The organism is Gluconobacter cerinus (assembly GCF_002723935.1).
GTDB classification, from domain to species: domain Bacteria; phylum Pseudomonadota; class Alphaproteobacteria; order Acetobacterales; family Acetobacteraceae; genus Gluconobacter; species Gluconobacter cerinus.
The window spans coordinates 99,393-117,008 of the sequence record NZ_BEWM01000005.1; the positions used below are offsets into that span (position 1 = coordinate 99,393).

The window sequence follows — 17,616 nt, forward strand, 5'->3', positions numbered from 1 at the left end:
GCTCCTGAAATGAAATCCGCTAGCGAGGAGGCGTCTGAACGTAGTCGTCTGCGGAGAAAGGCGGAGCCGAAATCGCGTAAAAACTCAGAGATGAGTGGGGGGTAGCCGCGATTTTATGCTTCAGGTGTGGACTGATGCGAATGACGTCCCCGGCTTTGACGGGATTAGCCTGATCTCCGAGCCAGACCGTGCCCTCTCCCTCATGAATCAGGAAGATTTCTTCCGAGTGTCGATTGTAGCTCTCAGGGTAGGCCGTTCCGGCAGTCAGGGTGAAGAGTGCGATGCTCTGATGATGGGAGGGAAGTGCAGCGCCGATACCGATGAATTCCTGTAGCGTGCTTCCCGGTGCGGGATAAATGGCTGGAACATGGTCGGGGTGAACAACCTGTGCGGCAGCCAAGTCAGGTGCAAACAGAAGCGACAGAATACCAAGGCTGATCTTCATTGGACCTTGTCTTTCACACGGGTGAGGGCAGAGATCTGCTTGCGGAAGGCAGGGTAACGCTCGCTAAGGGCGTTGCGTTCACCTAACTGAAAATCTTCTGGAATAAAGCCTGGCGCCATGGTCGTGCCGACATATGACCAGCCTGATGGCCCAGCAGGGGCTGAACCCTGCCAAACACCTTCCGGCACGACATACGCGGGATGATCTTTATCCAGCGTAATGCTCTCGCCCTGTCCATTAGGGTGAAGCAGTAAAAGATGAACGGGGTCTCCAGCATAGAAATGCCAGATCTCGGCTGTCTTCAGGCTATGAAGTGCGGAGAAGTCACGCCGTGTTTCTACAAAGAGGATTGCCGTGGACAAAGGGTGCGTGACGCCATCATAACGGGCAGGCAAAGCCGAGCCAGCAATAGTTTCTGTGGTGCGCTGAAGCTGGGAAAACCAGCCGCCTTCTACAGGCACTGGGTGCATCTTGTAGCGATTGATCAGAGCTTGTGCCGCGGCAGGGATCTGGGCCGCAGCGTCGCTGTTCTGAGGCGCGGGCTGCGCGGAAGCTGAAACCCCAGATGCCACGATGGAGCATATGAGGCTGGCAATAATAAATCTGCGCATCCGGGCAGCTTTCCTTCTCACGATCATGAGGAGGCCTTTGTATCCTGCTTCCTGCCCGGACGCGATATTTCCTTAGAGGCGTCTCACATCGCCAGAAGCGTATTGTCTGACTGGGATGCAATTATGCCATGCTGCTCATGCTTCAGGCCTGTGACTTCAACTGTACGTCCATGACTTCGAAGCTTGTCCAGAACCTTTTCCAGTGCCTGCACGGACGTGACATCCCAGAACCTTGCATGCGTTAAATCGAGTACGACGAGGTCAGCGGTCGTCAGATAGTCAATTTCAGCCGAAAGGCCGTCTGCGGATGCAAAAAAGACCTGTCCGGAAATGGTGTAGGTCTCTGTTGATCCCTCGCGGTGGCTGGTTACGGTCAGGAGGCTGGCAGCGCGCCAGGCAAAAAACACACCTGACAGCAGCACCCCGGCCAGAACACCGGCAGCCAGATCATGCGTCAGCACGACCACAATAACGGTCACAAGCATTGTCAGGCTTGAAAGCTTGGGCTGACGTGTGACGTCTCGCAGGCTGCCCCAGGAAAATGTGCTGATCGAAACCATGATCATGATGGCGACCAAGGCGGCCATCGGAACCTGTCCCACCCAGCGATGAAGAAGGACCATCAGGGCGAGCAGAAAAGCGCCTGCCGTGAAGGTGGAGAGACGTCCGCGGCCGCCGTATCGCAGATTGCCGACCGTCTGGCCGATCATGCCACACCCGGCAATGCCGCCGAATGCTCCAACGAGGATGTTGGAGATGCCAAGGCCTGTGCACTCCATACGTTGATTGCCGTGCGTGTCCGTCAGGTCATCGACGACTGATGCTGTCATCATGGATTCCAGCAAACCCACGGCAGCCATGGCGACGGCATAGGGAATAATAGCTGACAGGGTCGCCCAATCCAGGTTGATGTGGGGAATAGTGAGGTGAGGGAGACCTGTTGGGAGTTCCCCCAGATCTGACACCGTGTGAACAGGCATTGGATGGACCATTGTGATGGCCGTCAGCAGGACAATGCAGATCAATGGGGATGGGATTGCGTCAGAAATCTTGGGAAGCAGGTAGATGATGACGAGACCCAGAGCGATCAGGGCGTAAGTTTCCCAGCCAACGCCCAGCAACTGTGGCACCTGTGCGGAAAAGATCATGATGGCCAGCGCATTGACGAAGCCTGTGCGAACTTCCGCAGAAACAAACCGCATAACGGCCTGAAGGCGCAGAAGGCCGAAGACGATCTGTAGAGCACCTGCGATCAGGGTTGCGAGCAGCATGGCCTGCACGCCGTGGGCATGTACGAGTGGCGCCGCAACAAGAGCAACAGATCCTGCAGCTCCTGAGATCATTCCGGGTCGGCCACCAAAAATTGCGATTGAGACCGAAATGACAAAAGACGCGAACAGCGAGACCGCAGGTGAAACACCTGCGATGTAAGAGAAGGCAATGACTTCGGGAATGAGGGCAAACGTGCCGACCATGCCAGCCAGAACCTCACGCAGCGGGTTTTGTCCCCACTGGCGGCGGTAGAGAGCGGGTGTCATGACAATCCTTGAGAGTGAAGAGCTACAGGGTGCGACGTATTCGGGCCCGGCGCGGCAATGATGCGGCCAGTGTAACGTGCCTTGGAGCGGGATTGAAGATGTTCACGTCGAAAGATGATTGAACATTCACTGCATTAACGGCGTTGGCATGGCGACAACTTAAGGAGTTCGACATGAGCCGATATCCGAAGCCCCCGTTTGACACGCCATTGCAGAAGCATATTCCTGGCCAGACATCGGAAATGACACCCAAGCCTGATCATGGTGAGCAGACCTATGTGGGGAATGGGCGCCTGAGGGGGAAAACGGCAATCATCACCGGAGGGGATTCCGGGATCGGCCGTGCTGTCGCGATTGCCTTTGCGCGGGAAGGCGCAGACGTGGCGTTGTCGTTCCTGCCCGAAGAAATGGACGACGCACGCGAGACTGCTGCGTGGGTCGAGAAGGCTGGCAGAAAAGCGCTGCTCTTGCCGGGAGACATTAAAGAGCGCTTCGTCTGCAAGGAAATCGTCGACAAGACGGTGGCCGAGTTCGGCAAGGTGGATGTGCTCGTCAATAATGCTGCCTTTCAGATCGAACGTGAATCTCTGGAAGATGTCAGCGAAGACGAATGGGATCTGACGTTTGATACGAATTCAGGCGCGGTGTTCCGTCTATCGCGGCTGGTTGTTCCTCATATGCCTGAAGGCGGCTCCCTGATTCACACCGTCTCCGTCAATGCGGATCGGCCAAAGCCAAAGCTGCTGGCCTATTCGGCAACCAAAAGCGCCATATTGAACTTCAGTGGTGGTCTGGCAGAGTTGCTGGCGGAACAGGGAATACGTTCAAATACGGTTGCTCCCGGACCAATCTGGACGCCGCTAATTCCCGCAACCATGGGTGGAGAGCACGTTCGCAACTTTGGAGCAGATGGTCCGATGAAAAGACCGGGGCAACCTGCGGAACTCGCCGGGGCCTATGTCTTTCTGGCCAGTGATGAGGCAAGTTACGTTTCGGGTGCCAATATCGCTGTAACTGGTGGTGTCCCTGTTATCTAAGCAGAAAATTGAAGAAAACTTTGAGAAAGGGCTAGACGCCAGCTGAACCTTTCTCTAAAGAACGCATCGCTGTGTGGCGGATGTAGCTCAGTCGGTAGAGCGCCGGTTTGTGGTACCGGTTGTCGCGGGTTCGATCCCCGTCATTCGCCCCAGCAATCTCTCTTAAAAAATATTGCCTGACTAAAGCCCATTACGGGTTTGCGTGCGTTCTTTCGGATGTGTGACTGCGCAATCCGCATGCGGTGCCGATCAGAAGCTGAAAGCCTGATCTGTGGTTATCAAAGCTGTAAAAACTCCTGTCAGTATTGAACTGACAGGAGTTTTTTTGTCGTCAGACGATGCGATGCACCCAGCCATGGGCGTCATTGGTGCGGCCACCCTGAAGATCGGTCAAAATTTTCTTCAGTTTGGTTGCCACCGGACCCGGCGTCTCGCCGTCGCCAAATACGGCTTCTCCGGAAGGACGAACCAGCTTGCCAACGGGTGAAAGCACGGCAGCCGTGCCACAGGCGAAGGCTTCGGTGTATTTCCCGGATGCGGCTCCCGTGAAGATCTCGTCGATCTCAACGGGTTCTTCAATGACTTCGATGCCGTTGTCGGCAGCCAGTCTGATTAAGCTGTCACGGGTGATGCCGCGTAGAATGGTGCCTCCGAGGGGAGGTGTGACGATCTTGCCGTCGTTGCGTACGAACATCACGTTCATGCCGCCCATTTCTTCAACATAGCGGCGTTCACGGGCATCGAGGAACAGAACCTGATCACAGCCTTTCTCCTTGGCTTCGGCCTGAGCGACAAGGCTGCCGGCATAATTGCCGCCGCATTTCGCTTCGCCCGTGCCACCAATCGCTGCTCGGGTGTAAAACTCGGAAACCCAGACAGAGACGCAGCCTGCACTGAAATAGGCGCCTACCGGGCAGGCGATGACAATGAACAGGTATTCGCTTGCAGGCTTTACGCCGAGGAACACCTCATTGGAGATCATGAAGGGGCGAAGATAGAGGCTTTGTCCTTCCCCAGCCGGAACCCAGTCCTGGTCAATGCGGACAAGTTCATCCACGGCTTGAATGAAGAGGTCTTCGGGCAGTTCAGCCATGCCCATTCGGCGGGCTGAGGCTGCGAAACGGGCTGCGTTGGCTTGCGGACGGAACGTCGCGATATGACCATCGGCTTCCCGGTAGGCTTTCATGCCCTCGAAAATTTCCTGTCCGTAGTGCAGGACTGTGGACGCCGGATCGATGCTCAGGGGGCGGCGCGCTGTAATTTTTGCGTCGTGCCAGCCTTTTTCGCTCGTATAGCGGATGGTCGCCATATGATCAGTGAAAACACGACCGAAAGCCGGGCTGACAAGAAGCTGCGCGCGATGAGCCGGGTCCATCGGGGTTTCGGTTTTTTCAATAGTGAAGGTCGTCATGAAAAGAACTTCCGCAAGCTACTCTGATAAACGTGCGGGGCACTCTGCCACAGGAGTTGGGGAGAGGCGATAGGGAAATATTATTTCCAAATTCACTTTCTGATGGAAATTAAAGTTTGCGCGTCAGGCATGAAAAAACCCCGGCCACAGAGTGACCGGGGTTTCTCCAAAGCTTCGAAAAGCTGACGGATCAGCGCTTCGAGAACTGGAAGGAACGACGTGCCTTCGCACGGCCGTACTTCTTACGCTCGACAATACGGCTGTCACGCGTCAGGAAGCCAGCAGCCTTCAGAATGCCACGCAGGCTTGGCTCGTAGTGCGTCAGTGCACGGGAAATACCGTGACGAACTGCACCAGCCTGGCCGGACAGACCACCACCAGCGACTGTGCAATACACGTCGAACTGGTTGTAGCGGTCAGCGATCAGGAACGGCTGCGTCAGAAGCATGCGCAGAACCGGACGGGCAAAATACGTCGTGACCGGACGGCCATTGACGATGATGTCACCCTTGCCAGGCTTGATCCACACACGGGCTACGGCGTCCTTACGACGGCCTGTAGCATAGGAACGGCCCTGGGCGTCACGCTTTACTTCGTGAACCGGGGCGGCGTTGGTGGCTACTGCAGGAGCAACGCTCGCAAGGTCCTGCAGCGTGCCGGTGCGCTCTTGGGTCTCGGACATGGTCAGGCCTTACGACTCGTGTGAGATTGTGTTCTTGCGGTTCAGGGCAGCCACGTCCAGCTTGACAGGCTTCTGGCCGTCATGCGGGTGCTCGGAACCAGCGTAAACATAAAGGTGCTTCATCTGAGCACGCTGCAGCGGACCGCGCGTGATCATACGCTCAACAGCCTTCTCGACAACGTGACCCGGGTTCTTGCCCGTGAGACGCTGCGTGATGGTGCGCTCCTTGATGCCACCCGGATGACCCGTGTGGTAATGGAAGAGCTTCTGGCCGAACTTGTTACCCGTCAGAGCGATCTTTTCTGCGTTGATGACAACAATGTTGTCACCGCAGTCGACGTGCGGGGTGAACTGCGGCTTGTGCTTGCCGCGGAGACGAGTAGCGATGATGGTGGCGAGACGGCCGAGAACGAGCCCTTCGGCGTCGATCAGCACCCAGTTCTTCGTCACCTCCGCCGGCTTCAGCGAACGTGTGGTCTTCATTAGTGACATTCCAGCTTGGGGCGCGACAGGGCCGCGCCGTGGATGGCGCTCTCATAAACAGAAACATCCTCTGATGAGAATGCTGCTGCCTGGAAAGCGGATCAGGTGCGGCCTTATTGCGGGCTCGCGGCCTCTCGTCAAGTCATCTTTTGGAATCATGATGGCTGATTCGGGCCGGTTTCCAGCCGTTTTGAGCTATGAGGTATTATAATACCGTAATTTTTTAGCGTCTGATTTGCCCCAAGCGCCCGGAATGGTATCCTGCCTTCAATTCAGGGACCGCATCTTCCTGTCCCCAGTGTCGATGAAAAACAGGAAAAACAACGTGAAACGCCCTTGGCTCACAACGAGCCTGCTCGCAGTCATCGCTGGAATGAGCGCGATTGGTATCCATCACGCAGCCTCTGTTGCGCTTGATCGGGGGATTTCCCGGTTCCGTGCCTCCCTTCCTGTGGGAGCAACCCTGAGCTATTCCGCCGCGCGCCCGGCCATCCTCGCCCGTGGAGCGTTGCTGACGGATGTCATTCTTCAGAACGGTAACATGACGTTCCGGGCACATACTTTACGTCTGGGTCATCCAATCCCGACACCTGATGGTGGCCTGACGCTGTCCCATATGGATATGGCGGATCCGTCTCTCCAGACGCCTACTGCGGTCATCCGAGCTCATTCCGTCACCCTGAGCCATCTGGTGACGCCCCCGCCTCCTGCAGGGAAAAGCGGTTTGGAGTCGCTCGATCTGGGGCATCTGAATCTGGAGCGTGGATATATAGATCATCTGTCGGTGCAGAATCTTTCGCAGGTTCTTCAGCCGAACAGCATGCATTTCAACAGTCTGACGTCAGATTCGGTCCAGATTGACGGCTACGGCCCGGGACGCACGACAACGATCGCGATCCAGAACGGCCTTGCCATTGCGTCCCGTACGACGCTGCAGCCTGACGGAACGCCTCGCGCCATGTCAGTGCAGATGTCTTTGAAAAACTTCCAGATTCGTCAGCCTGAACTTGCCACCCGGATTGCCTACGAGCAGGCCGGGAACGAAGCCGCTGCCTATGCTCTGCCACCTCTTGAAAGCATGAAGCTGAGCGGCACGCAGATCATTTCGGCAGACAGAACGTTCAGCATGGATACGCTGATTGGTACCGGAACGCGTAAAAGCGGCAAAGACACGACGGTTTTCGAAGGAGAGGGTTTTCACACACACTCTTCAAGCGGCAAGGTGCCGGTCCATATTGATGGGCATTCTTCAACCTTGAAATATACGCAAGAGCGGATTGCGCAGACGGGCGAACTGCATGTGCAGGGTGTCTTGAACATTCCAAACTTCACCGAAGCTCATTTCGGCATGAATTTGCTCGGTCCTTCGGATCAGCAGCTCAAGGTTGGAACAGCCAAAAATCCGTATGATGCCATTCAGCTGGCGCAGGTGACTCTCACGTTGCATGGTGATCGTCTGGTGCAGTCTCTTCCGTCCCTGAATGCAGGGCGCCCTTTGGACGGTGCCGCTCAGGACCAGGCGAGAACGGTTCTTGCGCAGGGAATGGAAATGGGGCTGTCGCCATATCCGGCTCTGGCGGCTCTGCCCGATTACTTCGCGAACCCCAATGACCGCACGTTATCGATTACTCTGACACCAAAGCCGCCTTTGACGCTCACAGCATTAGCAGCAATAGCGTCGTCGCCTACGGCAGCCATGACGTTGATGTCGCCGGATAATCTCAAGGTGACCGTCCAGTGAGCCAAAGCGTCAGCACGTCTACGATCTGCGTTATTGGCGCCAGTGGTCGTTCAGGCTCGGCGCTCTGTCGTCAGCTGATTGCTCAAGGGCAAAGTGTCATCGCGGTTGTGCGGAGCCGAGGAAAACTGGCTCCTGATCTTGCAGAGATGTGCACAGCCGTAAGGCAGGCCGATCTGACAGATCCGGTTGCTCTTCCAATTGCGTTGGAGCATGCGGACGTTGTCGTGAATACAGCTCATGCCCGTCATCTTCCAGCCATTCTGCTTGCAACCCGTGCGCCTGTTGTTGCTCTTGGCAGCACTCGCAAGTTTACGCGTTGGCTGGATGATCATGGTCGTGGGGTGTTGGCAGGCGAAGCTGCCCTCAAGGCAGATGGCCGCCCTTCCATTCTTCTGCACCCGACGATGATTTATGGTGCTCAGGGAGAGGATAATGTGCAGCGGCTTGCGAGGCTTCTGGAGCGTCTGCCGATTGTTCCGCTACCTGGTGGCGGCCGCTCGCTGGTTCAGCCCATTCATCAGCAGGACGTCACGCGCTGCGTTGTTGCGGCCATTGATCTTATTCTGGGTGGGAAAGTCAGCGGGCCAGAGGTTTTTATCATCGCTGGCCCCAATGCTGTTCCCTACCGAACGTTTGTTCGGATGATTCTCTACTTTTCAGGGCTCGGTGGTCGGCCGATTATCTCGCTTCCTGCGTGGTTTCTGATCGCTGCTGCTCACATCATGCGGCACGTTCCGAAGCTGCCCACAATTGCGCCGGAAGAAATCCGGCGCCTTTTGGAAGATAAGAACTTCGATATTGCTCCGATGAGGGATCGCCTGGGCGTGAACTCGATGCCGTTGGAGATAGGGCTCCAGAATCTTTTGGCAGGGCCGCCCGCTCATCAGGATCATACAGTTTAGTTTTAATGTTTTGTCACATTGACTGCGCGGCAGATGAGGTCTCCATAGTCTCCGGGCCATTATGACGGTCCGGAATGCGTGGAGACTCATCGGGTGAATCTGAAGTTCCTCTCATCAGGCATGATGTTGTCTTTCGCGGCTTTTGCCCTTTTTTCCATTAGCGATGCCTGTTCCAAAGGCCTTGCTGGGCAGCTGGATCCGTTTGAAGTTGCTTTTTCGGGCGGTATTTTCGGTTTTCTGATCCTGCCGTTCATCCGAAAGCCACAGGAATCCTATTCCGATATTTTTGCGACGGATCGCCCGTCCATGTGGCTGTTGCGTGCGTTTGCAACATTTGTGTCCACGGCTTCCAGTGTCATGGCTTTTATGCTGCTGCCGATGCCGGAAGCATTGTCACTCATGTTTCTGATGCCATTTTTCGTGACCCTGATTTCTGTCGGAATTCTGAAAGAAAAGGTCTCCGGGTGGACCTGGCTTTCAGTCGGTGTGGGATTTCTCGGGGTCCTGATCGTTCTACGACCGGGTGTGCGGGCGTTTCATCTGGGGCACTTCTGTGCGGTGATTGCAGCCATGGCGAATGCTGCCAGTGTGATTGCTTACCGACTGGCAGGCAATCAGAGCGCTCGTCTTTCCTTGTTCGGCTCAAGCCTGTTTGGCCCCTTGATCGGTGATGGTCTTTTGATGCTGGCACACGCCACGTGGCCACATGGTGCTGGAAACTGGGCGCTTCTGTTCGGATACGGTTTTCTAGCCGCTCTTGGTCAGCTCTTCATGATGATGGCAACGGCTCTGGCGCCAGCTAACCGGGTTGCACTGCCACAATATAGCCAGATGCTCTGGGCAGTCGCATTCAGTTACCTGCTTTTTCATCAGCCGTTGGATAACTGGACGTTCGTGGGCATCGTTATCGTAACACTTTCCGGCATGCTGCACTGGGTGCGCCAGAAGCTTCATTACGAACGGCTGGCTCTCGAAGGGCACTGGCAAAAACATCATACGTCTTCTCGTCCCCCTGCCGAAGTTACTTGAGTGACGGGTGGCAGGCTTTCTACGGGAAGTGCCTTTATGATGGGCTGGCTGAGTATTTTCTGAGACATTCAGAAGCGTTGAGTAGCGAGACGTTTCTGCAGAAACGTATGTTTCTCTTATAAAAGATTAGTGATCATCAGAATAAGATGCGGTTTCGTTTTTGCGGTAGTCTTGTGAGTATCTGCAATTGTCTCAGTTTTTGACCTGCGCATCTCATTTTTGTCGCGATGTGTCCGTATGTACTTTTGGGCGTCTCTAAGGTTCTTTATGCGTGACGCGATTGGCAATGCTCGTTAGCCCCTGTAAAATCGTTCGCAACTATGGCTGCGGACGTGCGTGGCTACTTTATTAACTGGTGGAAGAATATCTGCTCCATGGTTCAGAACGTCGTCCCAGTCATCCTCTCTGGTGGGTCCGGAAGCCGCCTGTGGCCGGTTTCACGCAAAAGCTATCCAAAGCAGTTCTGGCCTCTTCTGAGTGATAAGACGCTCATTCAGGAAACTGCTCTTCGAGGGCGAGCAGCGGGCTTTGCCGATCCGGTTGTCATCTGCAATTCAGAGCATCGTTTCATCGTTGCTGAGCAACTGCGTGACGCAGGGATTCACAAGGCCAAAATCGTTCTTGAGCCTGTTGGCCGAAACTCCGCTCCTGCCATTGCTGCTGCGGCCTTCATGGTCGCAGAGCAAGACCCGGACGCCATCCTCTGGATTATGGCAGCCGATGCAGCCATTACCGATGAGACTGCTCTTCAGCACTCCCTGAAAGATGCTCTGAAGGCTGCAGAGGCTGGCCGGATCGTTACGTTTGGAATGAAGCCGACGCGACCGGAAACGGGTTATGGATACATCGAAGCCGGTGCTGAACTGGCCGGTGTACAGGGCGTCTATGAAGTCTCCCGTTTCATTGAAAAGCCGCAGGCTGCCAAAGCCGAAGAACTTTTCCAGTCCGAGAAGTGTCTTTGGAATTCGGGAATGTTCTTTGCCAAGGCTGGCGTATTCCTGAAGGAGACGGAACAGTTCGAACCCCGGATTTACGAAACCGTTGGGCAGTCGGTGCGCAATCGCCATACTGATATGGATTTTGAGCGGCTGGAAGAAGAAAGCTTCTCCGCTGCACCAGATATTTCCGTTGATTACGCTATTGCCGAGCGCACTAAGCTTGCAGCCGTTGTGCCGGGTAATTTTGGGTGGTCAGACATTGGCAGCTGGGATGCTCTGTGGGATCTGACGCCCAAGGATGCAGAGGGAAATGCGACCTTCGGCGATGTTTTCCTTGATGATGCGCGCAACTGTTACGTCCGTTCAGACGGTATCATCGCCACAGTTGCTGGTGTGGATGATCTGATCGTGGTGGTGACACCGGATGCGGTAATGGTCTCGCATCGTGATCGTGCTCAGGATGTGAAGCACATGGTAAACCGGCTGGCGCAGGCAGGCCGCAAGGAAGCTGTCGCGCACAACCGGTGCTATCGTCCGTGGGGCTTCTACGAAAGCCTCATCCAGGCCGATCGTTTCCAGGTCAAGCGTATCGTAGTGGAGCCAGGAGCGAAGCTCTCCTTGCAGAAGCATTTCCATCGTGCGGAGCACTGGGTCGTTGTTGGTGGAACCGCCATGGTGACACGTGACGAAGACCTGGTGATGGTTCGTGAAAACGAAAGCATCTATCTGCCGTTGGGCTGTGTTCACCGTCTGGAAAATCCGGGCAAGATCCCCTTGACCCTGATTGAAGTTCAGTCCGGTCCTTATCTCGGGGAAGATGATATCGTTCGTATTGAAGATGTATACGCACGAAGCTGATCTGAGACGTCAGGCAGGCGGATCAATCCACCCTGCCTTGACGGCTTCGGCCATTTGATCAGGAGTATCGAGGTCTTCGAGCAATTCGGGGGCCTCGATTTTTTTTGGTGGCAGGTCTGCCCACAGATCCCGAAATCCTTTGTCCCCACTGACTTCGGGGGCCTTGGCTAATGTGGCGGCAGAGACGCGAACCGGAATCCCCATCGCGCCTTTTTTGTACTGTGTAACGACATTCGCATTGGCAGGGAGGGTGTCTCGCAGCCGGAGCAGGTGTAGCAGAGATAGCCTCGGCTGATCTGTTCCCGCGATGAGAATTGACCTGTCCCTTCCACTCAAAGTGCGTGCTGCGCATTGAATGGAACTTGCCAGGCCGGTGTTCCAAAGCGGGTTGTAGCATATGTCCACAGGGAGCCCTTGAAGGGCTAAGGCGACGGCTTCGTCGGAGCCTCCGGTGATGATGACCAATCGGTCCGGAGATGTGCTCAGGAGAAGTTCTGCAACGTACCGGACAAGCGGTGTGCCCTGACGGGTGAGCAACTGCTTGGGGCGCTTCAGTCTCGTGCTGCCGCCTGCGGCAAGAAGAACTGCGTCATGGGGCATTATGCTGGGCGGTTCGCTGTGATCTGGGATAAAATCGACAGAGCAATCTGCATCGGATTACGTGCGTTGATGTCCATCCCTGCGGGCAGGTGCAGTTTCTCCAGATCTTCTTCAGTGATGCCGGCTGCGTGTAATGCAGCAAGCCGATTGGAGATTTTGCGTCGGCTGCCCAGAATCCCAACGCAGAAGGCGTCGGATTTCAGGGCCTTCGAGGCAATGGCCAGATCAGTGTGAGCATCGTGGGTCAGAGCGTAAACTGCGCTCCAGGCGTCCAGGCGCAAATCATGCAGAGCCTCGTCCAGATAGCGACGATCGTAGCACTCCGGCGCTAATCCTTCCGGCGGAAGCGCAGGACCCAGTGGACGCAGCAAAAAAGGTTCAACCCCGAACTGGGGGGCCAGCTTCAGAAGAGCCAGTGTCACCGGATCTCCTCCCGCGACAATCAGTCGAATCGGTGGCGTATGTCGTCTTACAAACAGATTACCCGGCGTTTGCACAACTGACGGCGAAACATGCATCTCGCCGGTTGCGAGATCAGTTTGGACGATGATGGCCTGACGGGCTTCTCTTGCCTGACGGAGCGCGGCAACATAAGCGGCAAGGTTCGCGACGGGCCGAACGAAAATGCCGATCCTGCCACCACAGGTTAATTGAATATCCAGAACCGGGCTGCCTGCGCCATAATCCAGAGATCTGGGCTGGCGGTCTTTCAGGCATTGCAGGGCTTCTGCTGCGACTGCTGCTTCCACGCATCCACCAGACACATAGCCCTGTACGTCTCCCGCACTGGAAATAGCCATTTCACTGCCAAGGGGGCGAGGAGACGATCCGGTGATTGACACCAGCGTAGCAAGGGCTACCTCTTTCCCCTGTGCCAGCCAGATCTCCAGATACGGGAGGAGATCGTCTGTCAGGCCATAGTCTGGCCACTGGGGAAGAGGAACAAGCCCGTCCGGCCCAATCATGAAATATCCTTTCCTTTATGGGGGCATGAGACTAATCCCAAATGCGTTTGTGACATAGCCTGTCATGCCGGGGAGTTGATCGGGGTGGCATCAGGTCTATATCGGCAAAGATGAACTCCGGACACGGATCATCAGTGGAGCGGAAATTGGTTGAACTCCTGAGCGTCGCGCAGGCCGTGGACCTTGTTCTCGGATATGCAGGTCATTTTGGAACTGAACATGTTCCATTGGCAGAGGCTTCTGGCCGCATCCTGCAACAGAGTGTCCATGCCGAACGTGATCAGCCTCCTTATGACCGGGTCATGATGGATGGCGTGGCTTACCGTTATGGCGCAGGCGCAGTTCTGGGCTGCCATGGTGTCCAGCGCGCAGGGATACCCGCGCGTCCTTTGCCAGATGGAGCGACCTGCCTTGATGTCATGACGGGAGCTGTTTTGCCGGAAGGGGCTGACACCGTTGTTCCCGTTGAGCGACTGATCCGTGATGGCAAGCATGTGCATTTTGAAGCCGGATATGAGCCCCAGAAAGGCCAGTTTGTTCATCTGAAAGGATCAGACTGCGAGGCGGGGCATGAACTCCTGAATCCCGGTCTGCGTCTGAATGGGCCTGCATTGGCGGTGCTGGCTGGTAATGGATATCCCACCGTTGAAGTCTCCAAAGTGCCTTCAATCGGCATTGTGGCCACGGGTGATGAACTGGTCGATGTCGTGACGGCTGTTCAGAGCTGGGAAATCAGGCGTTCAAATGAATACGCCCTGACGGGAGCTTTGGCTTCGAGAGGCTTTACCCGCCTTGAACGTTCGGTGGTCCCCGATGATCTCGCCGAGACCATGCTGGCACTGGAAAAGCAGCTCGCCCGGCATGAGGTGCTGATCCTGAGCGGCGGCGTTTCAATGGGGCAGTTTGATCACGTCCCCAAGGCGCTGACGAAACTTGGTGTGGAGCGGGTTTTTCATAAGGTTGCGCAACGTCCCGGCAAGCCGCTCTGGTTTGGGGTTGGTCCTGAAGGGCAGCGCGTTTTTGGTCTGCCGGGAAATCCCGTGTCGGCCACCTGTTGTGCCACGCGTTACGTTATTCCCATGCTTCTGGCAGGGCAGGGCGTCAGTCGGCCAGAAACCTACTCCGTTAAGCTCGATGCTGATGCTGCACGCGTCTCGACATTGACCCGCTATCTGCCCGTTCGTGTCCTGCACGATGCCTCGGGGCAGGCATGGGCAACCCCTTATCCGATGCCCACATCTGGCGATTTCAGCTTTCTTGCGGCAACCGATGGGTTCGTGGAGTTGGCGCCTGGCGATGTCGCTGCCTCTGCCGGGTCCCATGCTGTGTTTCATGGTTGGTAGCACGTCTCCCGATCCTGTACGGGACCGCTTCAATCGCCCGCTGCATGATTTGCGGATTTCGGTGATGGACCGGTGCAACTTCCGATGCCCTTACTGCATGCCGGAAGCGACGTATCATGAACATTTTCGCTTTCTGGAGCCCAAGGAACGTCTGAGCTTTGACGAAATTGTCCGGGTCGCAGGGGCGGCGGTATCGCTGGGCGTCACCAAATTGCGTCTCACAGGGGGTGAACCTCTTCTAAGGCCTGATCTCGTCTCTTTGGTGCGCAGGCTGGTCGCAATTCCAGGTGTCGAAGATGTGGCACTGACGACCAATGGTGTTCTGCTAGGCCGACATGCGCAGTCTTTGAAGGATGCTGGTCTAGGGCGCATTACGGTAAGTTTGGACAGTCTCGATCCCGCTATTTTTGCACGAATGAGTGGGGGGCGGGCGCAACTCGAACCGGTTCTGGAGGCTATCGAGCACGCGCAGGCATTGGCGTTTCCCGGTGGGGTCAAGCTGAACACCGTTGTGCAGCGCGGGGTTAATGATGACGGGGTCGAAGCTTTGGCTGCCCGCTTCCGTCATACGGGTGTTATCGTCCGTTTTATTGAATACATGGACGTTGGCACGCGGAACCACTGGGAACTGGGTGAAGTTGTTCCATCCCGTGAACTGGTCGAGCGGTTGAACGCCCACTGGCCGCTTGAGCCACTGGGCGCGCAGTATCAGGGTGAGGTTGCGCGTCGATATCGGTATCAGGATGGTGCGGGTGAGATTGGGTTCATTTCTTCCGTGACAGCGCCGTTTTGTGGAGATTGTTCACGGGCGCGACTGTCGTCGGAAGGACAGATTTATACGTGCCTTTTTGCTTCGGAAGGGACAGACCTGCGGTCACTTCTTCGCAGCGGGGCAGATGACGAGGCTTTACGCGAGCGTCTGGCTTCGGTGTGGCGGATGCGTACCGACAGGTACAGTGAAGAACGAACCGCCGGTGAGGCATCTTCGACGAAACGTCGGATAGAAATGAATTATATCGGTGGTTAGATCGGGAGATCAGGACGGATGAAAACGCTCACGCATGTTGATGAACGTGGTGAAGATCCGCGCATGGTGGATGTCAGCGGCAAGACCGTGACAGACCGTACGGCTCATGCTCAGGCCCGTGTTCTCTTTCCCCGGGACATTGCGCAGACGCTGAGTGATGCCGGGTTCATGACCAAGAAGGGTGCGGTTCTGACTGTCGCGCAGATTGCGGGCGTCATGGGTGTGAAAGCGACGTCCCAGCTGATCCCGCTGTGTCATCCTCTATCCCTGAACGGATGTCGTGTGGAAATCACCATGGAAGGCGATGAAGCCGTCATTGACTGCCGCGTGTCCTGCCAGGGCAAGACAGGCGTGGAAATGGAAGCCCTGACGGGTGCCTCAGTCGCTGCTCTGACGATCTATGACATGTGTAAGGCCCTGTCTCATGACATGGTCATTCGCGAAGTGAAGCTTATGGGTAAGGCCGGTGGAAAGCGTGACTTCCTGCGGATTGAAGCATGAGGCCCCTTTACGGTCTGGTTCTGGCGGGTGGCGTCAGTGCGCGGATGGGGCAGGACAAAGCTGAGCTGTCCTATCATGGAGCACCCCAGTTACAGGTGGCGTATGAAACGCTTTCTCCGCTTGTAGAACGCTGTTTTGTCTCTGTGCGTTCGGCACAGAAAGAGGACCCGCTACGGGCACGGTTTCCTCAGATTGTTGACACTGTCGCGGTAGACGGTCCAGCCGCTGGCCTTCTGTCTGCACATCAGGCATTCCCGGAGGCTGCCTGGCTGGTTCTGGCGTGCGATCTGCCACTTCTGGATCAGGTTACGCTTGAAACTCTGATTACTGCCCGTGATGATCAGCATGTGGCGGTGGCTTATCGCAGCGAACATGACGGACTGCCAGAACCGCTCTGTGCGATCTGGGAGCCGAGAGCGCTGGACACTCTGGCGCTTCAGGTCGAAGGAGGGCGGAAGTGTCCTCGTAAGCTTCTTATCAATAGCCAGACGTTACTGCTTTCCCCACGGACAGTCGGTGCTCTGGATAACATCAATACTCCGGAAGAACGTGCAAGCGTTTCACGGCGATTGGGAGGACAGATGATCCGCCTCGATGTGGAATATTTTGCTCAGATGCGTGAACTCGCAGGGCAGAAAATGGAAACTGTGGAAACGTATTTCGGAACGGTCGGTCCGCTTTATGAGCAGCTGAAAGAGAAATATGGCTTTCCGTTCGAGGCTGATCGCCTGCGGGTTGCTTTGAATGGAGATTTCGCACCTTGGACGCAGCCTCTGAAGAGCGGGGACCACGTTGTGTTCATTCCGCCGGTGACCGGCGGATGACCCATTTTCTGATGGCTGATGCGCCAGTCGATCTGAACATGCTGCGAGAGGGCTTACATCTGGCTGAAGCTGGTGGCTTCTGCACTTTTGAAGGCTGGGTTCGCAATAGCAACGAGGGCCGTCCAGTGGATGGTCTGGAATATGAATCCTACGCTGCTCTCGCTGAAAAAGAGGGTGCGCGGATTATTGAAGAAGCATTGGCTAGATTTGAAATCAGCCATGCTGTGGCCATGCACCGGACGGGAACACTACGGGTTGGGGATGTTGCCGTCTGGATCGGCGTGTCCGCGCCTCATCGCGATGCTGCATTCCGAGCCTGTCGTTATATCATCGACGAGATCAAGCACCGGGTGCCCGTCTGGAAGAAAGAGCATTATCTGGATGGTGACGCCGAATGGGTGGCCTGCCATCACTGTCAGGTCGCTCCCCGGATAAGCGATGACGATCACGGGCACGACCATCATCACCACCACGATCATGGGTCTTGCGGTCACAAGCACTGATCTATTGCCCGGCGAGTACGTCTGACTCTTACCGGGCATTCTCTTTCTTTTTGAAAATCAGAGTGTTGCTGTCCTCTTTCCAGGAGAGGGCAGTGAGTATTTTTTTCGTGCCACAAACGTGCGGTCACGCATTTTTAGTTTGATATTGCAAATCATTCTCAATTAGAGTGTCTCTGGT

The 17,616-nt window shown here is 55.8% G+C and carries 18 protein-coding genes and 1 tRNA gene; 11 read left to right on the forward strand and 8 right to left on the reverse strand.

Features of this window, described 5'->3' with window-relative positions; all coding sequences use genetic code 11:
* Positions 1–19: 19 nt before the first annotated feature.
* The 3 genes from GCE01_RS12270 to GCE01_RS12280 all read right to left on the reverse strand — a co-directional run bounded on the left by GCE01_RS12270 (position 20) and on the right by GCE01_RS12280 (position 2,594).
* Positions 20–445, reverse strand: a complete 426-nt coding sequence (locus tag GCE01_RS12270; protein WP_099213126.1) for a cupin domain-containing protein — start codon at positions 443–445, stop codon at positions 20–22.
* Positions 442–1,056 carry a cupin domain-containing protein gene (locus tag GCE01_RS12275; RefSeq protein ID WP_046901112.1) on the reverse strand — a complete coding sequence of 205 codons (615 nt, stop codon included), beginning with the start codon at positions 1,054–1,056 and terminating at the stop codon, positions 442–444. The genes GCE01_RS12270 and GCE01_RS12275 overlap by 4 nt, the downstream gene beginning before the upstream one ends.
* 83 nt (positions 1,057–1,139) lie before the next feature.
* A complete protein-coding gene (locus GCE01_RS12280; RefSeq protein ID WP_099213127.1) occupies positions 1,140–2,594 on the reverse strand; it encodes a SulP family inorganic anion transporter in 1,455 nt (484 codons plus the stop codon).
* Between the two features lie 173 nt (positions 2,595–2,767).
* Between GCE01_RS12280 and GCE01_RS12285 the strand changes: the two genes are divergently transcribed.
* Both GCE01_RS12285 and GCE01_RS12290 read left to right on the forward strand, forming a co-directional pair.
* Entirely contained in the window at positions 2,768–3,631 is an 864-nt protein-coding gene (locus GCE01_RS12285; protein ID WP_099213128.1) for an SDR family oxidoreductase, read from the forward strand.
* A gap of 76 nt (positions 3,632–3,707) precedes the next feature.
* Positions 3,708–3,783, forward strand: a tRNA-His gene (locus tag GCE01_RS12290).
* Positions 3,784–3,962: 179 nt separating this feature from the next.
* On the opposite strand, the gene GCE01_RS12295 is transcribed toward GCE01_RS12290, so the two are convergent.
* From GCE01_RS12295 to rplM, 3 genes are all read right to left on the reverse strand, one after another.
* Positions 3,963–5,042, reverse strand: a complete 1,080-nt coding sequence (locus tag GCE01_RS12295; protein WP_046901115.1) for a branched-chain amino acid aminotransferase — start codon at positions 5,040–5,042, stop codon at positions 3,963–3,965.
* A gap of 190 nt (positions 5,043–5,232) precedes the next feature.
* Positions 5,233–5,724, reverse strand: a complete 492-nt coding sequence (gene rpsI / locus GCE01_RS12300) for a 30S ribosomal protein S9 (protein ID WP_010502298.1) — start codon at positions 5,722–5,724, stop codon at positions 5,233–5,235.
* A 9-nt stretch (positions 5,725–5,733) separates the two neighbouring features.
* Positions 5,734–6,207 (reverse strand): 50S ribosomal protein L13, encoded by a 474-nt coding sequence (gene rplM, locus GCE01_RS12305; protein ID WP_046901116.1) that lies wholly within the window; start codon positions 6,205–6,207, stop codon positions 5,734–5,736.
* Positions 6,208–6,532: 325 nt separating this feature from the next.
* Here rplM and GCE01_RS12310 point away from each other — a divergent pair, with 325 nt between their 5' ends.
* The 4 genes from GCE01_RS12310 (at position 6,533) to GCE01_RS12325 (ending at position 11,675) form a co-directional block, all read left to right on the forward strand.
* Positions 6,533–7,948: a hypothetical protein gene (locus GCE01_RS12310; protein ID WP_244591216.1), complete on the forward strand. Its 1,416-nt coding sequence runs from the start codon at positions 6,533–6,535 to the stop codon at positions 7,946–7,948.
* Positions 7,945–8,850 carry an SDR family oxidoreductase gene (locus GCE01_RS12315; protein WP_099213130.1) on the forward strand — a complete coding sequence of 302 codons (906 nt, stop codon included), beginning with the start codon at positions 7,945–7,947 and terminating at the stop codon, positions 8,848–8,850. Before GCE01_RS12310 ends, GCE01_RS12315 begins: the two co-directional genes overlap by 4 nt.
* A gap of 93 nt (positions 8,851–8,943) precedes the next feature.
* Positions 8,944–9,879, forward strand: a complete 936-nt coding sequence (locus tag GCE01_RS12320) for a DMT family transporter (RefSeq protein ID WP_099213131.1) — start codon at positions 8,944–8,946, stop codon at positions 9,877–9,879.
* A gap of 374 nt (positions 9,880–10,253) precedes the next feature.
* Positions 10,254–11,675 carry a mannose-1-phosphate guanylyltransferase/mannose-6-phosphate isomerase gene (locus GCE01_RS12325; RefSeq protein WP_099213132.1) on the forward strand — a complete coding sequence of 474 codons (1,422 nt, stop codon included), beginning with the start codon at positions 10,254–10,256 and terminating at the stop codon, positions 11,673–11,675.
* A 9-nt stretch (positions 11,676–11,684) separates the two neighbouring features.
* Here the strand turns inward: GCE01_RS12325 and GCE01_RS12330 are convergent, their stop codons facing one another.
* Both GCE01_RS12330 and GCE01_RS12335 read right to left on the reverse strand, forming a co-directional pair.
* Positions 11,685–12,275, reverse strand: a complete 591-nt coding sequence (locus tag GCE01_RS12330; protein WP_099213133.1) for a nucleotidyltransferase family protein — start codon at positions 12,273–12,275, stop codon at positions 11,685–11,687.
* Complete coding sequence (locus tag GCE01_RS12335) at positions 12,275–13,240, reverse strand: XdhC family protein (RefSeq protein WP_099213134.1); 966 nt, start codon at positions 13,238–13,240, stop codon at positions 12,275–12,277. Before GCE01_RS12335 ends, GCE01_RS12330 begins: the two co-directional genes overlap by 1 nt.
* Before the next feature lie 146 nt (positions 13,241–13,386).
* On the opposite strand from GCE01_RS12335, the gene GCE01_RS12340 reads away from it, so the two are divergent.
* From GCE01_RS12340 to GCE01_RS12360, 5 genes are read left to right on the forward strand one after another with little or no spacing between them, the layout of a single operon-like run.
* Positions 13,387–14,583 carry a molybdopterin molybdotransferase MoeA gene (locus GCE01_RS12340; protein ID WP_244591217.1) on the forward strand — a complete coding sequence of 399 codons (1,197 nt, stop codon included), beginning with the start codon at positions 13,387–13,389 and terminating at the stop codon, positions 14,581–14,583.
* The gene (moaA, locus tag GCE01_RS12345; protein ID WP_373321841.1) at positions 14,537–15,610 is read left to right on the forward strand and encodes a GTP 3',8-cyclase MoaA; all 1,074 of its coding nucleotides are present in this window, start codon (positions 14,537–14,539) and stop codon (positions 15,608–15,610) included. The genes GCE01_RS12340 and moaA overlap by 47 nt, the downstream gene beginning before the upstream one ends.
* An 18-nt stretch (positions 15,611–15,628) precedes the next feature.
* Positions 15,629–16,111 (forward strand): cyclic pyranopterin monophosphate synthase MoaC, encoded by a 483-nt coding sequence (gene moaC, locus GCE01_RS12350; RefSeq protein WP_099213136.1) that lies wholly within the window; start codon positions 15,629–15,631, stop codon positions 16,109–16,111.
* A complete protein-coding gene (locus tag GCE01_RS12355; protein ID WP_099213137.1) occupies positions 16,108–16,935 on the forward strand; it encodes an NTP transferase domain-containing protein in 828 nt (275 codons plus the stop codon). Before moaC ends, GCE01_RS12355 begins: the two co-directional genes overlap by 4 nt.
* A complete protein-coding gene (locus tag GCE01_RS12360; RefSeq protein ID WP_099213138.1) occupies positions 16,932–17,438 on the forward strand; it encodes a molybdenum cofactor biosynthesis protein MoaE in 507 nt (168 codons plus the stop codon). Before GCE01_RS12355 ends, GCE01_RS12360 begins: the two co-directional genes overlap by 4 nt.
* The last annotated feature ends 178 nt before the right edge of the window (positions 17,439–17,616 follow it).

What these genes read in the sequence shown, in the direction of transcription:
- GCE01_RS12270 (WP_099213126.1), bottom strand. Translation starts at nt 445, where the DNA reads ATGAAGATCAGCCTTGGTATTCTGTCGCTTCTGTTTGCACCTGACTTG.
- GCE01_RS12275 (WP_046901112.1), bottom strand. Translation starts at nt 1,056, where the DNA reads ATGCGCAGATTTATTATTGCCAGCCTCATATGCTCCATCGTGGCATCT.
- GCE01_RS12280 (WP_099213127.1), bottom strand. Translation starts at nt 2,594, where the DNA reads ATGACACCCGCTCTCTACCGCCGCCAGTGGGGACAAAACCCGCTGCGT.
- GCE01_RS12285 (WP_099213128.1), top strand. Translation starts at nt 2,768, where the DNA reads ATGAGCCGATATCCGAAGCCCCCGTTTGACACGCCATTGCAGAAGCAT.
- GCE01_RS12295 (WP_046901115.1), bottom strand. Translation starts at nt 5,042, where the DNA reads ATGACGACCTTCACTATTGAAAAAACCGAAACCCCGATGGACCCGGCT.
- rpsI (WP_010502298.1), bottom strand. Translation starts at nt 5,724, where the DNA reads ATGTCCGAGACCCAAGAGCGCACCGGCACGCTGCAGGACCTTGCGAGC.
- rplM (WP_046901116.1), bottom strand. Translation starts at nt 6,207, where the DNA reads ATGAAGACCACACGTTCGCTGAAGCCGGCGGAGGTGACGAAGAACTGG.
- GCE01_RS12325 (WP_099213132.1), top strand. Translation starts at nt 10,254, where the DNA reads ATGGTTCAGAACGTCGTCCCAGTCATCCTCTCTGGTGGGTCCGGAAGC.
- GCE01_RS12330 (WP_099213133.1), bottom strand. Translation starts at nt 12,275, where the DNA reads ATGCCCCATGACGCAGTTCTTCTTGCCGCAGGCGGCAGCACGAGACTG.
- GCE01_RS12335 (WP_099213134.1), bottom strand. Translation starts at nt 13,240, where the DNA reads ATGATTGGGCCGGACGGGCTTGTTCCTCTTCCCCAGTGGCCAGACTAT.
- moaA (WP_373321841.1), top strand. Translation starts at nt 14,537, where the DNA reads ATGTCGCTGCCTCTGCCGGGTCCCATGCTGTGTTTCATGGTTGGTAGC.
- moaC (WP_099213136.1), top strand. Translation starts at nt 15,629, where the DNA reads ATGAAAACGCTCACGCATGTTGATGAACGTGGTGAAGATCCGCGCATG.
- GCE01_RS12355 (WP_099213137.1), top strand. Translation starts at nt 16,108, where the DNA reads ATGAGGCCCCTTTACGGTCTGGTTCTGGCGGGTGGCGTCAGTGCGCGG.
- GCE01_RS12360 (WP_099213138.1), top strand. Translation starts at nt 16,932, where the DNA reads ATGACCCATTTTCTGATGGCTGATGCGCCAGTCGATCTGAACATGCTG.